Below are 19,113 nucleotides of genomic sequence, written 5' to 3' on the forward strand. Positions count from 1 at the left end.
TAATCATCCATCGCACAAAACCACTCACTAAATCAACCTAATCAACCATTTACCATACCAAATGGAAATACAAGAAATAAAACAACGCTTTGGTATCATCGGCAACTCGCCGTTGTTAAACCGGGCTATTGATATAGCAAACCAGGTATCGCCAACAGATATCTCGGTGCTGATAACCGGCGAGAGCGGCAGCGGTAAGGAGGTGTTTTCGCACATCATCCACCAATTGAGTCCGCGCAAGCACGGGCCGTTTATTGCGGTAAACTGCGGCGCCATACCAGAAGGCACTATCGACTCAGAATTATTCGGTCACGAGAAAGGCGCTTATACCGGCGCAGTGGGCGAGCGTAAAGGCTACTTTGAAACTGTAAACGGCGGCACCATTTTTCTGGATGAGATTGCCGAGATGCCACTGGGCACTCAGGCGCGTTTGCTGCGCGTGCTGGAGTCGGGCCAGTTTATTAAAGTAGGTTCGTCTAAAGTAGAAAAAACCAATGTGCGCGTTATTGCCGCCACCAATGTGGATGTGTATGAAGCCGTTCAGAAAGGCAAGTTCCGTGAGGATCTCTATTACCGCTTAAATACCGTTCCGTTGCGCATCCCGCCGCTGCGCGACAGGAAAGAAGATATTTACCTGCTGTTCCGCAAGTTTACGGCAGATTTTACCGATAAATACCGCACCCCACCCATCCAACTGGATGACGATGCACAGCAAATGCTAACAAACTACAGCTGGCCGGGCAACGTGCGTCAGTTAAAAAACATGGCCGAGCAATTGGCCGTTCTGGAGCGCGATCGTATCATCACCGCACAAACTTTACTGAATTATATTCCTGCCGAGGCCGGTAATCGTAACCTGCCAATGCGCCTGGATAATCAGCCTAAAGAAGATTTTTCAGAACGAGACCTACTCTATAAAGTGCTGTTTGATATGAAGCGCGACATGGTAGAACTGAAAAAACTGGTGGCCGATATTATTGAGCACGGCGGTACGAGCGATAGCTATGCACACACACAGGCTATTAATCATTTATACCAGGATATTGACTTACAGCCACACGCAGCACATATGCCGGCCGAGTCACAATTTACCATTCAACAGCCCGTTAATGTTAATGCAAGTAAAGACCATTACATTACCCAGAACGCCGAAGAGGTAGAAGAATCGCTCTCGTTGGTAGAAAAAGAGTCGGACCTGATACGCAAGGCGCTAAAAAAGCACAAAGGCAAACGCAAGCTGGCAGCCAATGAGCTGGGTATTTCAGAAAGAACTTTATATCGAAAGATAAAAGAACTAAATTTATAACGCGTAGATGAAGAAAAGGCTCATTTTCCTGGCGGCCCTGCTGGTGCTCGTTTGCACCGTGCCCTCATGTTCACTGTCATTATCAGGTGCATCAATCCCACCCGAGATGAAAACGGTGGATGTGGAGTTATTTGAAAACAACGCCCTGCTGGTATACGGCCCGCTGAGTCAGCAGTTTACAGAATCGCTTAAAGACCGGATCCGCTCACAAACCCGTCTGAACATTATTCGTGACCCCGAGGCCGATGCTATGTTTACCGGATCTATCACCACTTATAGCATTGCCCCTGTTTCTGTACAGGCTACCGGCACTAACAACGCGCCGCCTATTGCCAACGCTAGCCGTTTAACCATTACCATAAACGTTAAATACGTTAATAAAAAGGACGCAAAGAATAACTTTGAACAACCATTTACCAGAACTGCCGATTTTACCGGAGATATTTCGGCAAAAGAAGCCAGCCTGGTAAGTGATATAAACAAACAGCTTACAGAAGATATTTTTAACAGGGCGTTTGCCAATTGGAATTAATTTGTAGCTTCAACCACGTGGATACCTACTTGAAAAACAAACAAAAAGAAGTTTTAACACGTTTGCTGGCAAACCCGGCAGACCAGGGCGGCACTTACATTGGCAACCTGCAGGAGCTGGTAAACATGTATCCGCAGTCTGGCCTTTTGCATGCCCTGTTAGGCAGAGCCATGGGCGAGCGTTCACCTTCAAAAGCGGCCGCCTTTTATAATAGTGGTGCGCTTTATAAATTATGCCGTCACCCTGAAGATCTGGGCGCAATTACCCATAATCAGTTAATAGATCAACTGGTGGCAATACCGGCGCCAGTGATCGCCGAGCCTATTTCCGAACCAGAAATTACTACCGAGCCGGAAGCTGTTACAGAACCGGAAATTGTTGCAGAACCGGAGCCTGTGGCAGAGCATGTGTTCCACCAACCACAACCAGAGGTTGAAGCGGTTGCCGAAGAAGCAGACATTCCTTCTATCTTCAATGCCGAGCCGGTAAATACTGCCGCCGAAACCCCAGAGGCACCAATAGATTTCCCAGAGATCTGGAAACCAACCGAAGCCTTCGGCGTTCCTAAATACGATGAGCCTGTTCCATTTATAGCGCCGGCAGATGAAAACGAGCAAGAAGCAGCTAAACACGACGCAGAAGTAAACTCGTTGATTGATCTTCTGGAAACCAGCACGGTTGCTATCCCTCCTGCCACTCCTGTTACCCCGGCGAATGCATCAAACCATATTGATGACGAGGTTTATGAAGAGATTGCGCCGATAGACGACATTGAACTACCCAAGGCAGAGGCTGCACCGGAAATTCACACCGTAATTCCGCATGCAGAAGAGCCAACCTTCGTTCATCCGGAACCAGCTCCAACACCACAAGCCGAGCCGTTTATTCCACGCCCGGTGGATGAAGAGCGCCTGGTAATGGGCAACATTGCCGCTACCGATTACTTTATTTTTGATAAATCTGCCGCAGATACACAGGCACATCAGCAAGCCGCGTTAACTCCGGCCCCGCAAGCTGTCGCCATCATCAGACATGAAAACCCGGTGGTCGAAGAGAAAGCGCACGAAGATCTGTCGAAATATAATGACGACCAGATGCCGTACAGCTTTATGTGGTGGTTGGACAAAACACGCAAAGAGCACAGCAACCTGTATCAGCCTTATATTACTAATCCACAAACCTCAAGTACAGGCGCAGCGGCTAATAGCCCGACCGGATTAGCTACAAAACAGGTGGCTGACGATTTGCAACAGCAATACTACGAGAACATTTTCCATGTCACCAACATAGATGAGTTTGGTAAAGAAACCACACCTCAGCCGCTGGAGTTTGACATGCAAAGCAAAGAAGATCGCATCATTCAACGCTTTATTGCAGAGGACCCACAGATCAGTCCGCCGAGCAGCGAACGGCTGGATACCGAGAACAAAGCCAAAAGAAGCGCAGAGGATGCAGATAGCATGGTAACAGAAACACTGGCCAAAATTTATACAGACCAGATGCTATATCCAAAGGCCATAGCTACTTACAGAAAATTAATGTTGAAATTTCCGGAAAAAAGCAGTTACTTTGCGTCCCGTATTGAAATTTTAGAACGAAAAACTAATTAACATATAATAAATGACAACGTTATTAATCATCATCACCCTTTTGGTTTGCGTGCTGTTGGGCATCATCGTGCTGATTCAGAACCCTAAAGGCGGCGGTTTGACCTCAAATTTCTCATCATCATCACAATTGATGGGCGTACAAAAAACAGGCGACTTTTTAGAAAAAGGCACCTGGGTATTAGCCGTAGCATTGATGGTATTATCATTAGGTATCAACGTAGCTGCAAAAAGCGGCTCTGCAAAAGCTGATGGTGGCACACAAAATGAGATCATCGACAAAGCTTCTAAACCAACTGCTCCGGTATCAGGCGGCATTGCACCATTGTCAACTCCAGCTCAAAAATCTGCTCCCGCAACTGGTGCAGATAGCGCTAAAAACTAATCAGCGTTAAAACGATATTGAAAAGGCTTCAGATGTTTCTGAAGCCTTTTTTGTTAGCTCCGCCTCTCCCCGATATGTCATTTCGATGAGCACGAGCGAGGCCTTAAGCGTCAGCGCGCAAGAGAAATCTTGTACGAGCGATACCCATTGCGGCCAGCTTATCCCACGTCTAAGATCTCTCCCGTTGGCGAGAATGACAACTCTTTACCAGATCATTTCTTATACCTTTTCCTGCCAAGCTGACACCGCCAATGTTAACTCAATTTTAAATTGTCACCCACACTTAACCCGGATATGACAATACAACAGTTACGCTGACAGTTTGAGCCTGTTGGCATAATTGATGTTGGGATAAACGGGTAAAATAAAACCTTAAATAAAATTAAATATTTATAGCACTATGTCATTAAACATCAAACCTATTGCCGGCACTGCTAACAGAGTAGTAGTTGAGGCTGCTCCTGCCGAAGAAAAGACCGCATCAGGTATCTTCATTCCGGATACTGCCAAAGAAAAACCTCAGAAAGGTACTGTGATCTCTGTATCTGAAGAAGATGGCGATGGTAAAAAACCAAGCGTTAAGCCAGGCGACAACATCCTATACGGAAAATATGCCGGTACCGAGTTTAACTACGAAGGCAAAGAATATTTAATTATGCGCGAATCTGACATCTTCGCTGTAGTACTCTAATTAATTCTGAAGGATTGAATGAGTGATTGAGTGAATAAAGCTCAATTCTATAAAAAGATACGCTCATTCAAAACTCACACATTCACTCATTAATAATACAACAAAAAAATAATGGCAAAACAAGTTAAATACAATGTTGAAGCCCGCGACGCTTTAAAGCGCGGTGTTGATACCCTGGCAAACGCGGTTAAAGTGACATTAGGCCCAAAAGGTCGTAATGTAATCATCGATAAAAAATTCGGTTCTCCATCTATCACTAAAGACGGTGTTAGCGTTGCTAAAGAAATCGAACTGAAAGAGCCCCTTGAAAACATGGGCGCTCAGATGGTAAAAGAAGTAGCTTCTAAAACTGCCGATCAGGCTGGTGATGGTACTACTACTGCTACCGTTTTAGCTCAGGCTATTATTGCTGCCGGTGTTAAAAACGTTGCTGCCGGTGCAAACCCAATGGACTTGAAACGTGGTATTGACAAAGCTGTTTTGGCTGTAGTTAAAAACCTGCAAACTCAAAGCCAAACCGTAGGCGAAGACAACAACAAAATTAAACAAGTTGCGTCTATCTCTGCTAATAACGATGAGGTGATTGGTAGCCTGATTGCTGATGCGATGGCTAAAGTTGGTAAAGACGGTGTAATTACCGTTGAAGAAGCAAAAGGTACTGAAACCGAAGTTAAAACTGTAGAAGGTATGCAGTTTGACCGTGGTTACCTGTCTGCTTACTTTGTAACCAACGCCGACAAAATGGAGGCTGAACTGGATAACCCATACGTATTGATCTACGATAAAAAGATCTCTTCAATGAAAGAGTTACTGCCAATCCTGGAGAAACAGGTACAAACCGGCAAACCACTCCTGATTATTGCTGAAGATCTGGACGGCGAAGCACTGTCTACCCTGGTGGTAAACAAACTGCGTGGTTCATTAAAAGTTGCAGCTGTTAAAGCTCCAGGCTTTGGTGATCGTCGTAAAGCTATGCTGGAAGATATCGCTGTGTTAACTGGTGGTACCGTAATTTCTGAAGAACGCGGTTACAAACTGGAAAACGCTGATCTATCTTACCTGGGTACTGCAGAGAAAATCGTGATCGACAAAGATAACACTACTGTTATTAACGGCGCTGGTGATGCTGAAGGCATTAAAGCCCGCGTTAACCAGATCAAAGCTCAGATCGAAACCACTACTTCTGATTACGATCGTGAGAAACTGCAGGAGCGTTTAGCTAAACTTTCAGGCGGTGTTGCCGTTCTGTACGTTGGTGCTGCTACCGAGGTTGAAATGAAAGAGAAAAAAGACCGTGTTGATGATGCATTGCACGCAACCCGCGCTGCTGTTGAAGAAGGCATCGTTGCTGGTGGTGGTGTAGCTTTCATCCGTGCGGTTGAATCATTGAAAGAACTGAAAGGTGATAACGAAGACGAGAACACTGGTATCCAGATCATCCGTCGCGCTATTGAAGAGCCACTGCGTCAAATCTGCGAGAACGCTGGTATCGAAGGTTCTATCGTTGTACAAAAAGTAAAAGAAGGTTCTGCCGATTTTGGTTATAACGCTCGTACCGATAAATACGAAAACCTGATTACTGCAGGTGTTATTGACCCTACTAAAGTATCACGTATTGCTTTAGAGAACGCTGCTTCTATCGCTTCTATGTTGTTAACCACCGAGTGTGTGTTAGCAGACGAACCAGAAGACGAGAAAGCTGGCGGCCACATGCCTCCAATGGGTGGCGGCATGGGCGGCATGATGTAATTAGATATCATACCATCATACATACAGAAAAGCCTGTCTGAAATTTCAGACAGGCTTTTGTTTTTCTATACGCTGGTGTATTGTTAGTGGCTGGTAAACAGAGTGTCATCTATTAATCATTTGATTAACTTTATACAATTTCCGTTACAATTACACATATTTTTGTACTGTCTTTTAAAAACACCAATAAAGGCATACAATTTGAATATGTTTTTACGCTATGAAACGGCTACCAGTAAAAACCCGGCAACTACAAACACGCTTCCTGTCATGGATGATTGTGAATGGCAATGAATTATTTATCGCGCTGATTGGCCGATAATAATTAATTTCGGCATCAGTTATGACGCCACATACCACCAGACTACAACAATTCTACGATAAGGCTTATGATTGGGCCATATCCCACGGCCCCAGCGTCCTCATCGGACTTATCATTCTCATTTTAGGGCTTCGTATTATTAAGATCATCAAGGCACGCCTGCGCGCCCGGATGAGCCGCCAGGAGATCCACTCATCACTTCAGCCATTCATTTTGAGCCTTTGCATTACCGGCATGCACATAATGCTGGTAATAGCTGTAATGGGCATTATGGGCATTGGTGTGTCTTTCTTCAGTACCATTGTAGGTGCACTTACGGTAGCCGCAGGTTTAGCCCTCTCCGGTACATTCCAAAACTTTGCCGGTGGCATATTGATCCTCCTGCTGAAACCTTTTGAGCTGGATGACAATATCCAGGCACAGGGTCAGGAAGGTAAGGTAACCTCTATCCAGATATTTTACACCGTATTACTCACCGCCGATAATAAAACCGTGATCATCCCCAACGGTAAGCTATTTAACGAGGTTATTGTAAACGTTACGCGCGAAGGCAAACGCCGACTGGACTTTGAGATCAAAATAGGCTATGCTGCCGATCCAACTCGCGTAAAGGCTATTATTGAGGCTGCTGTTAAAAACACCAAAACAATTGCAGCCAATACCCCCAGCAACATCGGTATCACTGCCATGGAGGTTGATGGGGTAAAGTACATTGTTAATGTTTGGGTTACTCCCAAAGATTTTCTGAGCACCAAAATATCCCTGCACGAAACTATATTTAAAAACTTGCTTGCCGAAGGTATCAAGCTGCCGGGAATGTAAGCGGGTAAGTAAAAACTTAATCCAATATGTCATGCCTAATAATAGAATCCCGCCGGTGGGACTATGAAAGTGCAATGACGAACGAGAGAGCTGTCAGTCTGAGCTTGTTGAAGACTCGCGCGGAAAGCCCCGCCCACCATGCTTCGACGGGGCTCAGCATGACACTTACTCATTAAATAAAAGAGCCGCCCAGATATGCTGGGCGGCTCTTTTATCTCTAAGGGCATCCCTCCCTCTAAAAATCATGATATAAATTGCGGAACGAGCTGCGCAAACCCAGCGTAATCATTTTGGTTTGATTTACACCTAATTTATTAGACTCGCGACGGTAAAGTCCTCCCAATTCTATCCTCAGGTTATATTTAGGATTAAGCAGATAGGCCACTGTCCCCTCCAGGTAATACAGGTTGGTGGTCAGTCCCTGGCCAATGTAGTTGCCGTTTTCTTTTGCCGGCTTATTGTATAGCTTAAATATGTCTTTGCCGTAGTTAGTGCTGTCTACATCCAACCCGTAACGCCCGTAGTCAAACTGACCTCTGAAATCAAACTTTTTGTAGCTGTAATTTAAGATAGCCAGCGCCTCTTTAAAATTAGCACCCCACGGATGCGCCAGCGGCTCGTTCTGCTCGGCATAGTTAATCAGCTCGTTTGTTTCAGAGTAAGTGTAAGGTCTGGCAACATTATATTCTACCAGGTAGTTCAGGTTACGCACTTTAAATAAATCGGCCCCACGCGCACCTAACTGAAAGGCAAATTTGTTACGGGAACTCCCCGGGTTTGAAAAGAAGCTGTTAGACTGAAACTCATCCAGTGCAAATTGGCCGTAGGCCGTTATACCATCACTTATTTTATACTTAGCATTCAGACCTATCAACGCATTGTCTGGCGAGCCGTTAGATGCCTCTACAGGGCGCAGGAAGATGATTGGGTTGGCATAACTGAAATCAAACCCGCGACTCACACCATTGTCGTCTTTATCGGCCCAGATAACGGCATCAAAAAAACCAATGCTGAACCGATTATTTACGTTCCAGTCGAGGTAATGAAATGCGGCCCATTTTTTCCGGTCGCCATTCAGATAAGAAAACGTGGGCGCCGTTGGGTCAACCATTTCTGCCCACATGGCCATGTAATGCACATTCCCCAGGTTAAGCGTCATTTTAAGGAACGGATATGGCGAGGCATAGTCTGAAAGCAATACCGAGCGATAACCATCGCCTATAAACGTCTTGTCGTTACCCAGGGCAATATTAAGGTACTTAACCGGCGTGTATGATAATAAAGCCGTTGCGTAAGAGTAGTCTTTAGAATTTGTTTTCCCGAAGCCGCGATCATAGGCCTGCCCGGGCACAATACCTGTACGGTTGATATAAGCATCCTCGTAAGACGGGAAAACCGACTGGTTCTCATAGCCGCTGGTATAGAAATAAAACTTAGTGCCGATGGTACCACCCAGCTGATAACCGCGGGTGTTCATGTGCACACTGCGATGATCGGCCAGATCTTTACCCATCACTAAGTCTGGCAGGTAATCGGCAAAAAAGGTATACTCTTTATCCCTTACGTCTATCAGATGCTCATTAAATAATTTACGGTACACCCAGCTATGGTGCTGCGAGGTATCAACCCCAACATTCATCAGCGAGTCATACGGCTTCCTCAGCACAGAATCATCAACCAACGTAGGCTTCAGGGCAGTATGCTCCCTGGTGTGGGTTGAATACAGGGTTCTGTTCAGCTTCTGATAAAAATCATAGCTGTAAGGTTGATAAACAGATTGTGAGCGGGCTGAACAGGCAAAAGCCATCAACCCCGCAAAGGCCAGGTAAAATTTTCTCATAAAGAGAGCTATGTTATTTTGAGAGGATCTACCTATTCAAAATAGTTCAGCGTTTTAAAGCCGCCTTTTTGCAGGTAGTCATCTTTCTTTACCAGGTGCAGATCGGCAGTTACCATGTCTGTAATCAGTGCTTTCAGATCATAACGTGGTTTCCAGCCCATCTGTTCGCGCGCTTTGGTAGCATCACCAATCAACAACTCCACCTCTGTAGGGCGGAAGTATTGCGGATCAATCTTCACTACAGTCTGACCAAACTTCAAGCTGTCAGGATCTAAACCTAAGCTTTGCGCTCTCTCGCGGTCAACGTCTACAATCACACCGCGCTCTTCTTCGTTCTTACCGCTAAACTCAACTTCAATACCCAGTTCGGCAAAGGTAAGACGGATAAATTCACGCACGGTAGTAGTAACGCCGGTAGCAATTACATAATCTTCAGGCTTATCTTGCTGCAGCATCAGCCACATCGCCTCCACATAGTCTTTGGCGTGTCCCCAATCGCGCTGGGCAGACAGGTTACCCATGTACATGCAGTTCTGCAAGCCAAGGGCAATTTTTGCGGCAGCACGGGTAATTTTACGGGTAACAAAAGTTTCCCCGCGGATAGGGCTCTCGTGGTTAAACAAGATACCGTTACAGGTATACATGTTGTAAGCCTCGCGGTAGTTCACCACAATCCAATAGCCGTACAATTTAGCCACAGCATAAGGCGACCGCGGGTAGAAAGGCGTAGTCTCGCTCTGCGGAACCGCCTGCACCAAACCATACAACTCAGAGGTTGATGCCTGGTAGATGCGGGTTTTCTCGGTCAGGCCAAGCAAGCGTACCGCTTCCAGCACACGCAGGGTACCAATACCATCGGCATTGGCAGTATATTCGGGCGTATCAAAGCTCACTTTAACGTGGCTCTGAGCGGCCAGATTGTAAATCTCATCAGGTTGAACTTCCTGGATCAGGCGAATCAGGTTGGTTGAATCTGTCATGTCGCCGAAGTGGAGTTTAAACTTCACATCTTCATCATGCAGATCGTGGTATAAATGGTCAATTCTGTCGGTATTAAATAAAGAAGAACGTCTTTTCAGGCCATGTACTTCGTAACCTTTTTTCAACAGAAATTCAGCGAGATAGGCGCCGTCCTGACCGGTTATACCGGTAATAAGTGCTTTTTTCATGTATTTACGAAACAACTGCAATAATATCCATTTTTAGTGGCAAATATTGCATTTATAATGATATATCATTCACCTGCTTTTCCAGCTCGGCATACCAATCGGCGCCGTATTTGCGAATGAGCGGATCTTTCAAAAACTCGTGCACCTTCACCTTCAGCTTGCTGCCAAAGCTACATGCCGGGCTGCAAATGCTCCAACGGTCATAATGCAACACATCAAACTCCGGATAATTGGTAACACGGATAGGGTACATGTGGCATGATATAGGCTTTTTCCAATCAACCACGCCGTCCTCGTAAGCCTTCTCAATGGCACACTTGGTAATACCGTTTTCCCAGGTTACATAGGCGCATTCTTTGTTACCATCAACACAAGGGGTGGTATAATCGCCTTCAAAATCGGTAACGTGCGTACCCTCCTTTTCAACCGTTTCAATACCCTTTTGGGTCATGTAAGGTTTTACTTTGGGGTAGATAGCCTTCAATATTTCCAGCTCATCATGATTAAGCGGCGCGCCAGAGTCGCCCTCTATACAGCAGGCTCCTTTACAGCGTGTTAAATCGCACACAAAACTCTCTTTCACAACATCTTCATGCACCAGGGTGCTGCCAACTTCAATCATCAGTTATAGGGATATTTTATTTTACCGGATTCAACGCATATTTCAAGCCCTGGGCACTGGCAAGTTCCATTGTTAAACTACCAACAACCACTTCTACGTGGGCTTTTACGGGGATGCGATTCTCGTCATCCGTGATCCAAAGATACAATTTACTATTCTTACGAAAGATACGACCAGGAACAATCGTCGGGTTGAACTTCAGGCAGTTAAAGGTGCCCAGGCTGCATTTAATCTTCTCGCGCCCAACAAAGGTGATCCCCAGCGTTTGTACGCTATCTTCCAAAAAGTATCGCAATTCAAAACGCTCGCCTATACGCATCTTGCTCACATCCAGGCAACGCGCAAAATAATAGGCTGACGGAAAATCAAAAACCTGTCCTCTTAACGGATAGGTACCCGATGTGGCTACAATTCTTTCCTGTTTATGATCAAAAGTTACCTTATCAGCATGATTATAGCTCCCCTCATGTCTATTCTCGGTATAAAAATATGGCAACAGGGTTTGCTTGTCTATATACGTCTCATAACGGTTCCGCACCTTATAAAACACATCAAAAGTACCGGCAGTATTGCCATCTGCAATAATATGAAAGGCCGGATTACCGTTAAATTTATTGATAGATTCTTCTACCTTGATATGAGCTTCGGCTGCGGTAAAAAAACCGTATTTGAGTTTATAATCTAACTGCTCGCCCGCTTTAAAAGCCACATCCTTTGTTTTTGAGGGTTCTTGCGCACCAGCGCCCCCCAACAACAATACAAGCAGCAAAGTAAACTTCAGGCGCATGTTAAAGACAATCAATCTTTCCGTTTATAAATTGGTACGGTAGAGCAAGGCTCGCCAAACATCAGGCTTTTCACAATGGGCGTAAGGCGTTTGGTTAATTCTACATAGGCCGATACCGGCACCTCGGTTTCCCCGCATCCTTTTATAACAACCCTTTGATCCCGATATTGTTCCAGATCGATATTTTTCATTGATTTCTCAAACAGAACCGTCTCCAGCACCACTTCATCGCCAAAAACCACTTCGCGCGCGTAAGGCGCCATACGATTGGCCAGCAACATATAAGCCCAGGCCGGCACTATGGCATCAACAGAGCAGGTAATAGCCACGTTCTTGTCTTGATACTGCGCCCAGTCATGTTCCTTCACAAATTCGCGAAAGTCTTTCTCACGCAGGATGAGGCCCTGGAACAGGTTATCCTTAATATCATAAACCACCCTGTCTCCCGGCGGGTAATATGCTGCAGGATCTAAAGTAACCAGACCGCTCTGTGCTACTTTGTTAATTATATTTTCCTGAATATCCATTTCGAGTTAAAATAAAAAACCGGGATGCTACTAACATCCCGGTTACAAAATTACATTAAAAATAGCTTATAAGAATTTAGCTCTGTTATCTTTTACATTCGCCTTATCTTTCAACGCGTCAAAGATCAGGTTATCAGCACGCTGAACCAGCATCTGCTGTATCTGTTGTTTCTCTCTAACAGCATTGGTAAGCGGAGCCGGGTTAACAAAGTTATCAACCGAGAATACAAACACACCGTGCTCGCCCTGTACCGGTTTAGATACTTTGTGCAGGCCTGAACCAAATACAGAACCAATTACTTTATATTCTGCAGCCAAACCAGGAATAACCGGGTTAGCAAATACAATGTTCTGTACAGGAACCGCCTGGGCACCAACTTTCTGCGCCACCTGATCAACAGATGATGCACCATTTGATGCTAATTCCAATTTAGCAATCAGTTGTTTTGCTTTAACCTCGTTACGTACAGCGGCCTCGATTTGCGGTTTAACCACATCCAGCGGCAGGGTGCCTTCTGGCTTGATCTGAGTTAAGCGGGCAACAACGTATTGGTTCTCCAAATCGAAAACCTGATCGCTAAAGTCACCTTTCTCGGCATCAAATGCCCATTTAACAACTTTACGTGCATTGTCAAGCCCCATAGTGCTTGTTGCCATTGCCGTTACGTCATTAGCAGTTTTAATCTGCAGACCTTGTTTTTTTGCAACCTCGTCAAAGTTGCCACCGTTAAGGTTTGACATAAATGAACGGGCTTTGTTATATGCAGCAGACTGGGTAGCGTTGCTTGCCTGGATTGGCTTATCGACAATAGCTACTTTAACTACTTTAGATGAACCTTTCTGATCATTAATCTGGATCAGGTGTACACCAAACTGTGATGTTACTACAACCAGATCTCCTTTGTGACCGTTAAACGCTGCATCCTCAAAAGCAGGAATCATAGCGCCACGACCGAAAGTACCCAGCTCACCACCTTTTTCGGCAGAGCCTTTATCGGTAGAGAAGGTTTTAGCCAGTTCAGCAAATGATTTGCCGCCTTGTATCAGTTTTTTCAATGAATCTGCTTTAGCAACGGCTTTATCAACACCGCCTTCAGTAGCAGGGTTCAACAAAATGTGGCTGGCTTTTACAGAATCCGGACCAACGCGGGTATCAACCAACTTAGCTATTTCATAGCTACCGTTAGATACAAACGGACCGTAAACTGTACCTACAGCCGAGCTAAACATCACTGTATCCAGTTTTGGCTCTAACTGGCCTTTTCTGGTGTACGTAAGGGGACGCTTAGTTTCTGCATTCATCTGCACAAAAGCAGAATCGTCTTTAGCGGTTTTAAAATCTCCGGCCAGTTTATCCATCTGGGTTTTGATAACAGCAGAGTCTGCAGCAGATGCAGCCGCATTGAAAGCTACATATTCAAAAGTTCTGGTCTCCTGAGCGTTTTTAAACTGAGCTTTGTGCGCGTCATAATATGCACTGTAATCAGCGTCAGTTGGCACGGCTTTGCTATCGGGTATAGAAGCATAGTCAAGCACCGTGTATTTAAAGTTTACCAGCTTGTTGCGGGCCTCGTAATCGTCTTTCGCATCAAGTGAGTTGATGTAAAGACCGTTGCGAACCAATGCAGTGTATTTTTCGGCTTTTTTAGCTTCAATCATCTGCTCAACAAAAGCAGTCCACTGCTCTTTCATCGGGTCGCCAGGCTTTGCGCTGCGCAGGTTGGTCAAAAACATGTTCAGACGGGCACGATCAACCTCTCCGGTTTTGGGATCGCCAAACGCCTGTACAATCTGCGGGTTCAGGTTTTTACCCTGTACCATATCTTTAGTTTCGTCAACACCTACAACAATGCCCAGTTTTTCAATTTCCTTTTGCAGAATGTTTTGGCTAACAAGCTGGTTCCAGGTCATCTCTTGTGCATAGGCAGTCAGTTGCGGAGAAGCCGCCTGGCCTGATTGCTGTTGCATGTTTTTTACGTTCTGATCTAAACGTTTCTGATAATCGTCATTGGATATATCCTGTCCATTCACTTCACCAATAGTATTGGCAGAACCTCTCATGAACTGGCCGCCACTTTTGACAACCTCGCCAACAATGAAAGCGAATAAAGCTAAACCAATAACAAATGCGAGAATTTTACCCATCCGCTCTCGCAAGTAACTCATTATACCCATATGTACTTTATAATAATAACTCTCTTAAAAAGAGGGCGCAAGATACAACTTTTTAGCAAAAGGCAAAATCTAAACGCGCAAAGCTTAGCGCTTTACAACAGAAATTTTTCAAACCTTAAAACACTTGATTTAAACGCCCGCAATTACTGGCCCAGGCTCTTATCCATGTAGATAATCCCCGATTGATTTTTCACCGTAAAAGGGTCAAATTTCTCGTTAGTTTCCATTGAAGTTCCCTTGCCCCTGGTGCCATTGGTGGTAAACATTTCTACGGGTGCGTTAGAATAGATTTTGTGTGTAGCGCCGTCCCAGTTCAGGTCGTCTGATTTGAAAACATCGCCTTTAACATTTTTAACCACTACGTTTTTATGCAATACAAAGCGGTTGCTGGCGCCCTCGGTGTAGTTATAGGCTGTATCGGCGGTAATCGTGCCGCTTTTCTTGGTGCTATCGTTATAAAAGATGATGGTAACGCCCTGAGGCATCTTCATGTAGGGCTTGGTTACTGTTTTGGATACGTTATATTCCAGCAACAGCGGTGCGATAAGACGCACTTTTACCTTTGCCGAGTCGCTATAAATCAAGTCTACCATCTTAGTAGTATCAACTTGATTATTTACCTGCCGCTCAGAGATCTCCTTGATCTTCTTCATATCATTAGACGAACAGGCAGCACACAACATTAAACCGGCTGCTAAGGCCGGCATCCATAATTTATTTAGCCTTAACCCTAAACGCATAGCGATGAGGAAAAATTAATCGTATTTATATTTAATAAACCACTGATCATTCAGCGTAAAGCCGATGTGGATGTTAAAATAGTTTTCGCGTACCAGTGAGTTAGACAACGTACCACGACGGCCGTATTCACCCGAGATGTTTATTTTATAAAAGCTTGATCCGTTACGGGCCAGCGGCAAACCAACACCCGCACTTACACCAAACTGTTTGATAGTCTGATTATTTACCACCAGGTAGGTTTTATCAAAGTGGGCACCGAAACGATAATCAACCACAGCAAGATAACTGTGGATAGCATTTGAGTTAGGGTTAATCTGACCACCAAACGCCAGACTGCTGCTGTTTTGCAAACCTTGATTAACACCGTTAATGCTAAGGTTTGACCACTGCCCCATGGTGTAATCAACACCTACCAGAAACTTACGGTCTTGCTGATAAGAAACACCGAAGTGCTGAATACGGGGCAACACAATTTTAGCCTGCGGATTTTTGGTATTCACTACTGTATCCGAAGCGTTATTCTCGTCATCGGTGCTAAAGTCTTTTGTATATTGGCTTACCACAAAGGTGCTCTGAGAATTTAGTTTAGTACTGGCAGATGCAGAGTAACCGAATGTTAAACGCTTCTCGTCAGAAATATCGACGTTATACAAAGCACCGTAATCGTAGTTAATGCCACCAATAGAACTGCTTTGCTCCTGACGTGAGTTAAACACACCATAAAGCTGAGGGTATTCTGTAGAAGCGGTTTGTTTCAGGTTACCAAAAATGTACGATACGTTAGCACCTAATGAAAGGCCTTTAACCAGTTTGAAGCCGTAACCTAAATAAGCTTTAGACAAACCACCGTCACCGGCATAAATGTTATTTACCAGGTTGGTATCAACGGCAGACGAGGTGCCAAAACCTTTTCTTGATTGGGTATAGTTATAACCTAACTCGCTATATGGCATCAAACCAAAAGACAAAGCCGAATGCTTGCTCACCGGGATACCAAATGCAATGTTACTTAACCTGAAGTTAGAATTCTGCTGATCTGCAGAACCTGTTTTGCTTAAGGTTACCATGTTGGCATAAGCCGCTACATCAATAGTAGTAAGATTGATGTATGAATTGGCCGCCGGGTTAACCACGTTAATATTGTTATAGCCGTTAATTCTGGTGAGCGCGGTTGATATGCCACCCATGGCCACGTTTTGAGGCAATCCTGGCTGCAGGATGTTACCCAAACCATATCTTGAATACGGAGAACTGGTGGTAGCAGTAGACTGCGCCATAGACGCCGTTACAGAAAAGGCCAGTAAAAGAACACTAATTACCCTGAAAAATTTAATCATTATGGTGTTGTAACGCTGCGTTTAATCCTTTAAGAACCAAATAAGGTTCATTTTTTATGTAGGGGGCAAAGATGCTATTTTTCAATAGAGTATCAAAAAAATTGCCGTCGCCGCCACTCAGTACTACGTTGGTATTCGGGTCTTTTTTACGATATACCTCAATAAAGCCTTCCAGCTCATGTTTAATACCGTTTTGTACACCAGAGCGCATGGCACTAACGGTGTCATCGCCTTCCTCGCGGCCCATTTCTTCGGCAGCAATTAATGGCAACGCCGATGTATAATGGTTCAACGCTTTAAAGCGCATGTTTAAACCCGGTGATATGCTGCCGCCGTAGTAATTCCCCTCGGCGTCAACCCAATCATAAGTAATACATGAACCGGCGTTGATTACCAGATTACTGGTGCCCGGATACAGCTGATGTGCACCGGTAACGGAAGCCAATCTGTCCGGACCCAGGGTTTGTGGTGTTTGATAATGGTTTTTGATAGTACCTGCCAGGCTACTGTTGAAGTAGATGAGCGGTAACTCGCTTGCCAATACCAACTCCCACTCGCCTCTACTTTTTTTCACGGTTGAGATCAGCGCGCGATCAATTTTCACGCCGCTAATAAACTCTTTGAGGGCAGGAATGGTAACGCTGGCAAACTTTTCAAATTTGAGAGACTTATCGCCTTCAAACAGGGCAATCTTTGTAAAAGTATTGCCTATATCTATAACCAGATTGGCCATTAGGCGTTAGCTATTGATAGTATCGATTCAAAAATAGCCAGACCATCCTGGTTGGATAGTAAGCTGTCTGCAGCACGCTCTGGGTGTGGCATCATACCAAACACATTACGTTCTTTGCTACATACACCGGCAATGTTCTCTAACGATCCGTTAGGATTTGCATCAGGCGTAATGTTGCCAGATTCATCGCAATAGCGGAACAGTACCTGATCATTATCATTCAGCGCTTTCAGCACGTCGGCATCGGCAAAATAGTTACCCTCGCCATGTGCAATAGGAATTTTAAGCGCAGCCTGCGGATCAATACCTGCAGTAACCAACGAGTTTTGAGTCTGTACCTTAAGGTAGGTATTGCGACAAATAAACTTACGGTTGTTATTGTGCAGTAATGCACCTGGTAACAGGCCAGCTTCTGTCAAGATCTGGAAACCGTTGCAAATACCCATTACTTTACCGCCTTTACCGGCAAACTGGATCACCTCCTGCATAATGGGCGAAAAGCGTGCAATGGCACCTGAGCGCAGGTAATCGCCATAGCTAAAACCGCCTGGCAGCAAAATAAAATCTGCGCCTTGCAGGTTGTGCTCTTTGTGCCACAGGCGTACAACCTGCTGGCCCATAATTTTTTCAAGAACGTGGATGAGGTCCTCGTCGCAATTTGATCCCGGAAATGTAACTACACCAAATTTCATGCTACAAAACTAACATAACGCTTGAAACCTGAACGAATTGAAGCGTTAAAAAGTGTTAAACTGAAAATAAATTATGCCAGCCACCAGCAAAAAGTACAAACTCTCGTAAAACCAGCGGGTGGTGGCGCTAACAAAATAAAATGCAAAAAATATAGCCAGCGGCACTGCGCACAGCAAAAAATGTTCTAAATGGAAGGTTGGCTTTACATAAAACGACAGCCCGCCAATCAGGAAAATAAAAAACAATAACTGAAAAACCTTACGCACCATAATAGAACTGCGGAAGAAGGTTCCCTGCAACTTAAACATCCCCAGTACAATAATCAGCACAACAGGTATCAGCAGCAGGTACTTATAATAATTAAGGGTAATACGCTCCGGCAAGCGTGTGCCCAGCGGATCCCAGATCTTGAAAAAATCATGCAAATGATCATTCAGATAGTAAAACACCGCCAGGAAAAAGAATATGGTAGCGTAACCAAGGATAGATGCGGCCCAATCGCGCCAGTCAAACGGGCGGAAGATGATAAACGCAATCCAGATCGCCAGTACAAAGTAAATGAACGGAAAATAGATCACGCTGCCCAACGCAGCTATCATACCCAGATCATAGGCTTTGGCCTTAATATCGGCACCCTTGTAAAAAGCCAGAATCTTGCTCAACATCCAGATAACCAGAAAATTGCAGATCAATGGCGGGCTCAGCGTCAGGAACGGCGTGTAAAGACTGGCCAGCGTTATATACATCAACGCCGGCAAGAATGTTGGTTTAGACAGCAGGTTATAATGGTTAACCAGGTAATTAATGAGCATGGCTTGCACCAACACCAGCATACCGGCAAGTAACACATTGACACTAAAATTTAATGCATGCTCATAATTTACCGGTACCAGCTTGCGCGCAAACGACTCTATAAAAACAAACTCCACATTGCCCGGGGCCACCAGCATATAAAACACCCGCAACACCACCAGCCAAAGCGCCAGCCAAAGTACATTTACAGGATTATAACTTCTGAATAAACTGATCATGAGGGCAAAACCGCCGCAATATTACGGATTTTTTTTGGCTGGGA

At 44.9% G+C, this 19,113-nt stretch carries 18 protein-coding genes; 7 read left to right on the forward strand and 11 right to left on the reverse strand.

Translation table 11 applies throughout. The annotated features are described in order from the left end of the window. The first annotated feature begins 61 nt into the window (after positions 1-61). The 7 genes from ABZR88_RS18335 to ABZR88_RS18365 all read left to right on the forward strand — a co-directional run bounded on the left by ABZR88_RS18335 (position 62) and on the right by ABZR88_RS18365 (position 7,414). Entirely contained in the window at positions 62-1,306 is a 1,245-nt protein-coding gene (locus ABZR88_RS18335; RefSeq protein WP_107827411.1) for a sigma-54-dependent Fis family transcriptional regulator, read from the forward strand. Positions 1,307-1,313: 7 nt separating this feature from the next. Beyond that, positions 1,314-1,838 carry an LptE family protein gene (locus ABZR88_RS18340; RefSeq protein WP_107827412.1) on the forward strand — a complete coding sequence of 175 codons (525 nt, stop codon included), beginning with the start codon at positions 1,314-1,316 and terminating at the stop codon, positions 1,836-1,838. 29 nt (positions 1,839-1,867) lie between these two features. After that, positions 1,868-3,448, forward strand: coding sequence for a hypothetical protein (locus ABZR88_RS18345; protein ID WP_146166483.1), 1,581 nt, complete (start codon positions 1,868-1,870; stop codon positions 3,446-3,448). Between the two features lie 10 nt (positions 3,449-3,458). Continuing rightward, entirely contained in the window at positions 3,459-3,830 is a 372-nt protein-coding gene (gene secG / locus ABZR88_RS18350; RefSeq protein WP_107827414.1) for a preprotein translocase subunit SecG, read from the forward strand. A 400-nt stretch (positions 3,831-4,230) separates the two neighbouring features. Next, entirely contained in the window at positions 4,231-4,521 is a 291-nt protein-coding gene (gene groES / locus ABZR88_RS18355) for a co-chaperone GroES (protein ID WP_107827415.1), read from the forward strand. Positions 4,522-4,632: 111 nt separating this feature from the next. After that, a complete protein-coding gene (gene groL / locus ABZR88_RS18360; protein ID WP_107827416.1) occupies positions 4,633-6,270 on the forward strand; it encodes a chaperonin GroEL in 1,638 nt (545 codons plus the stop codon). Positions 6,271-6,613: 343 nt separating this feature from the next. After that, positions 6,614-7,414: a mechanosensitive ion channel family protein gene (locus tag ABZR88_RS18365; RefSeq protein WP_107827417.1), complete on the forward strand. Its 801-nt coding sequence runs from the start codon at positions 6,614-6,616 to the stop codon at positions 7,412-7,414. Positions 7,415-7,649: 235 nt separating this feature from the next. Here ABZR88_RS18365 and ABZR88_RS18370 read toward each other — a convergent pair whose 3' ends face one another. The 11 genes from ABZR88_RS18370 to ABZR88_RS18420 all read right to left on the reverse strand — a co-directional run bounded on the left by ABZR88_RS18370 (position 7,650) and on the right by ABZR88_RS18420 (position 19,069). Further along, positions 7,650-9,254: a gliding motility protein RemB gene (locus ABZR88_RS18370; protein WP_107827418.1), complete on the reverse strand. Its 1,605-nt coding sequence runs from the start codon at positions 9,252-9,254 to the stop codon at positions 7,650-7,652. A gap of 32 nt (positions 9,255-9,286) precedes the next feature. Further along, complete coding sequence (gmd, locus tag ABZR88_RS18375) at positions 9,287-10,423, reverse strand: GDP-mannose 4,6-dehydratase (protein ID WP_107827419.1); 1,137 nt, start codon at positions 10,421-10,423, stop codon at positions 9,287-9,289. Positions 10,424-10,475: 52 nt separating this feature from the next. Continuing rightward, a complete protein-coding gene (locus tag ABZR88_RS18380; RefSeq protein WP_107827420.1) occupies positions 10,476-11,045 on the reverse strand; it encodes a DUF3109 family protein in 570 nt (189 codons plus the stop codon). A 16-nt stretch (positions 11,046-11,061) separates the two neighbouring features. Beyond that, a complete protein-coding gene (locus ABZR88_RS18385; RefSeq protein WP_107827421.1) occupies positions 11,062-11,832 on the reverse strand; it encodes a DUF3108 domain-containing protein in 771 nt (256 codons plus the stop codon). 11 nt (positions 11,833-11,843) lie between these two features. Further along, a complete protein-coding gene (locus ABZR88_RS18390) occupies positions 11,844-12,359 on the reverse strand; it encodes a DUF2480 family protein (protein WP_107827422.1) in 516 nt (171 codons plus the stop codon). A 66-nt stretch (positions 12,360-12,425) separates the two neighbouring features. Next, positions 12,426-14,525 carry a peptidylprolyl isomerase gene (locus tag ABZR88_RS18395; protein ID WP_245916998.1) on the reverse strand — a complete coding sequence of 700 codons (2,100 nt, stop codon included), beginning with the start codon at positions 14,523-14,525 and terminating at the stop codon, positions 12,426-12,428. A gap of 152 nt (positions 14,526-14,677) precedes the next feature. Beyond that, positions 14,678-15,274, reverse strand: coding sequence for an LPS export ABC transporter periplasmic protein LptC (gene lptC, locus ABZR88_RS18400; protein ID WP_107827424.1), 597 nt, complete (start codon positions 15,272-15,274; stop codon positions 14,678-14,680). Positions 15,275-15,289: 15 nt separating this feature from the next. Continuing rightward, positions 15,290-16,612 carry a hypothetical protein gene (locus tag ABZR88_RS18405; protein WP_146166484.1) on the reverse strand — a complete coding sequence of 441 codons (1,323 nt, stop codon included), beginning with the start codon at positions 16,610-16,612 and terminating at the stop codon, positions 15,290-15,292. Then, positions 16,605-17,345, reverse strand: coding sequence for a type III pantothenate kinase (locus ABZR88_RS18410; protein WP_107827426.1), 741 nt, complete (start codon positions 17,343-17,345; stop codon positions 16,605-16,607). Before ABZR88_RS18410 ends, ABZR88_RS18405 begins: the two co-directional genes overlap by 8 nt. After that, positions 17,345-18,037, reverse strand: coding sequence for a phosphoribosylformylglycinamidine synthase subunit PurQ (purQ, locus tag ABZR88_RS18415; RefSeq protein ID WP_107827427.1), 693 nt, complete (start codon positions 18,035-18,037; stop codon positions 17,345-17,347). Before purQ ends, ABZR88_RS18410 begins: the two co-directional genes overlap by 1 nt. A gap of 45 nt (positions 18,038-18,082) precedes the next feature. Next, positions 18,083-19,069, reverse strand: a complete 987-nt coding sequence (locus ABZR88_RS18420; protein ID WP_107827428.1) for a DUF6427 family protein — start codon at positions 19,067-19,069, stop codon at positions 18,083-18,085. Between the last annotated feature and the right edge of the window lie 44 nt (positions 19,070-19,113).

Origin of the sequence: Mucilaginibacter yixingensis (assembly GCF_041080815.1) — a bacterium.
Taxonomy (GTDB): domain Bacteria; phylum Bacteroidota; class Bacteroidia; order Sphingobacteriales; family Sphingobacteriaceae; genus Mucilaginibacter; species Mucilaginibacter yixingensis.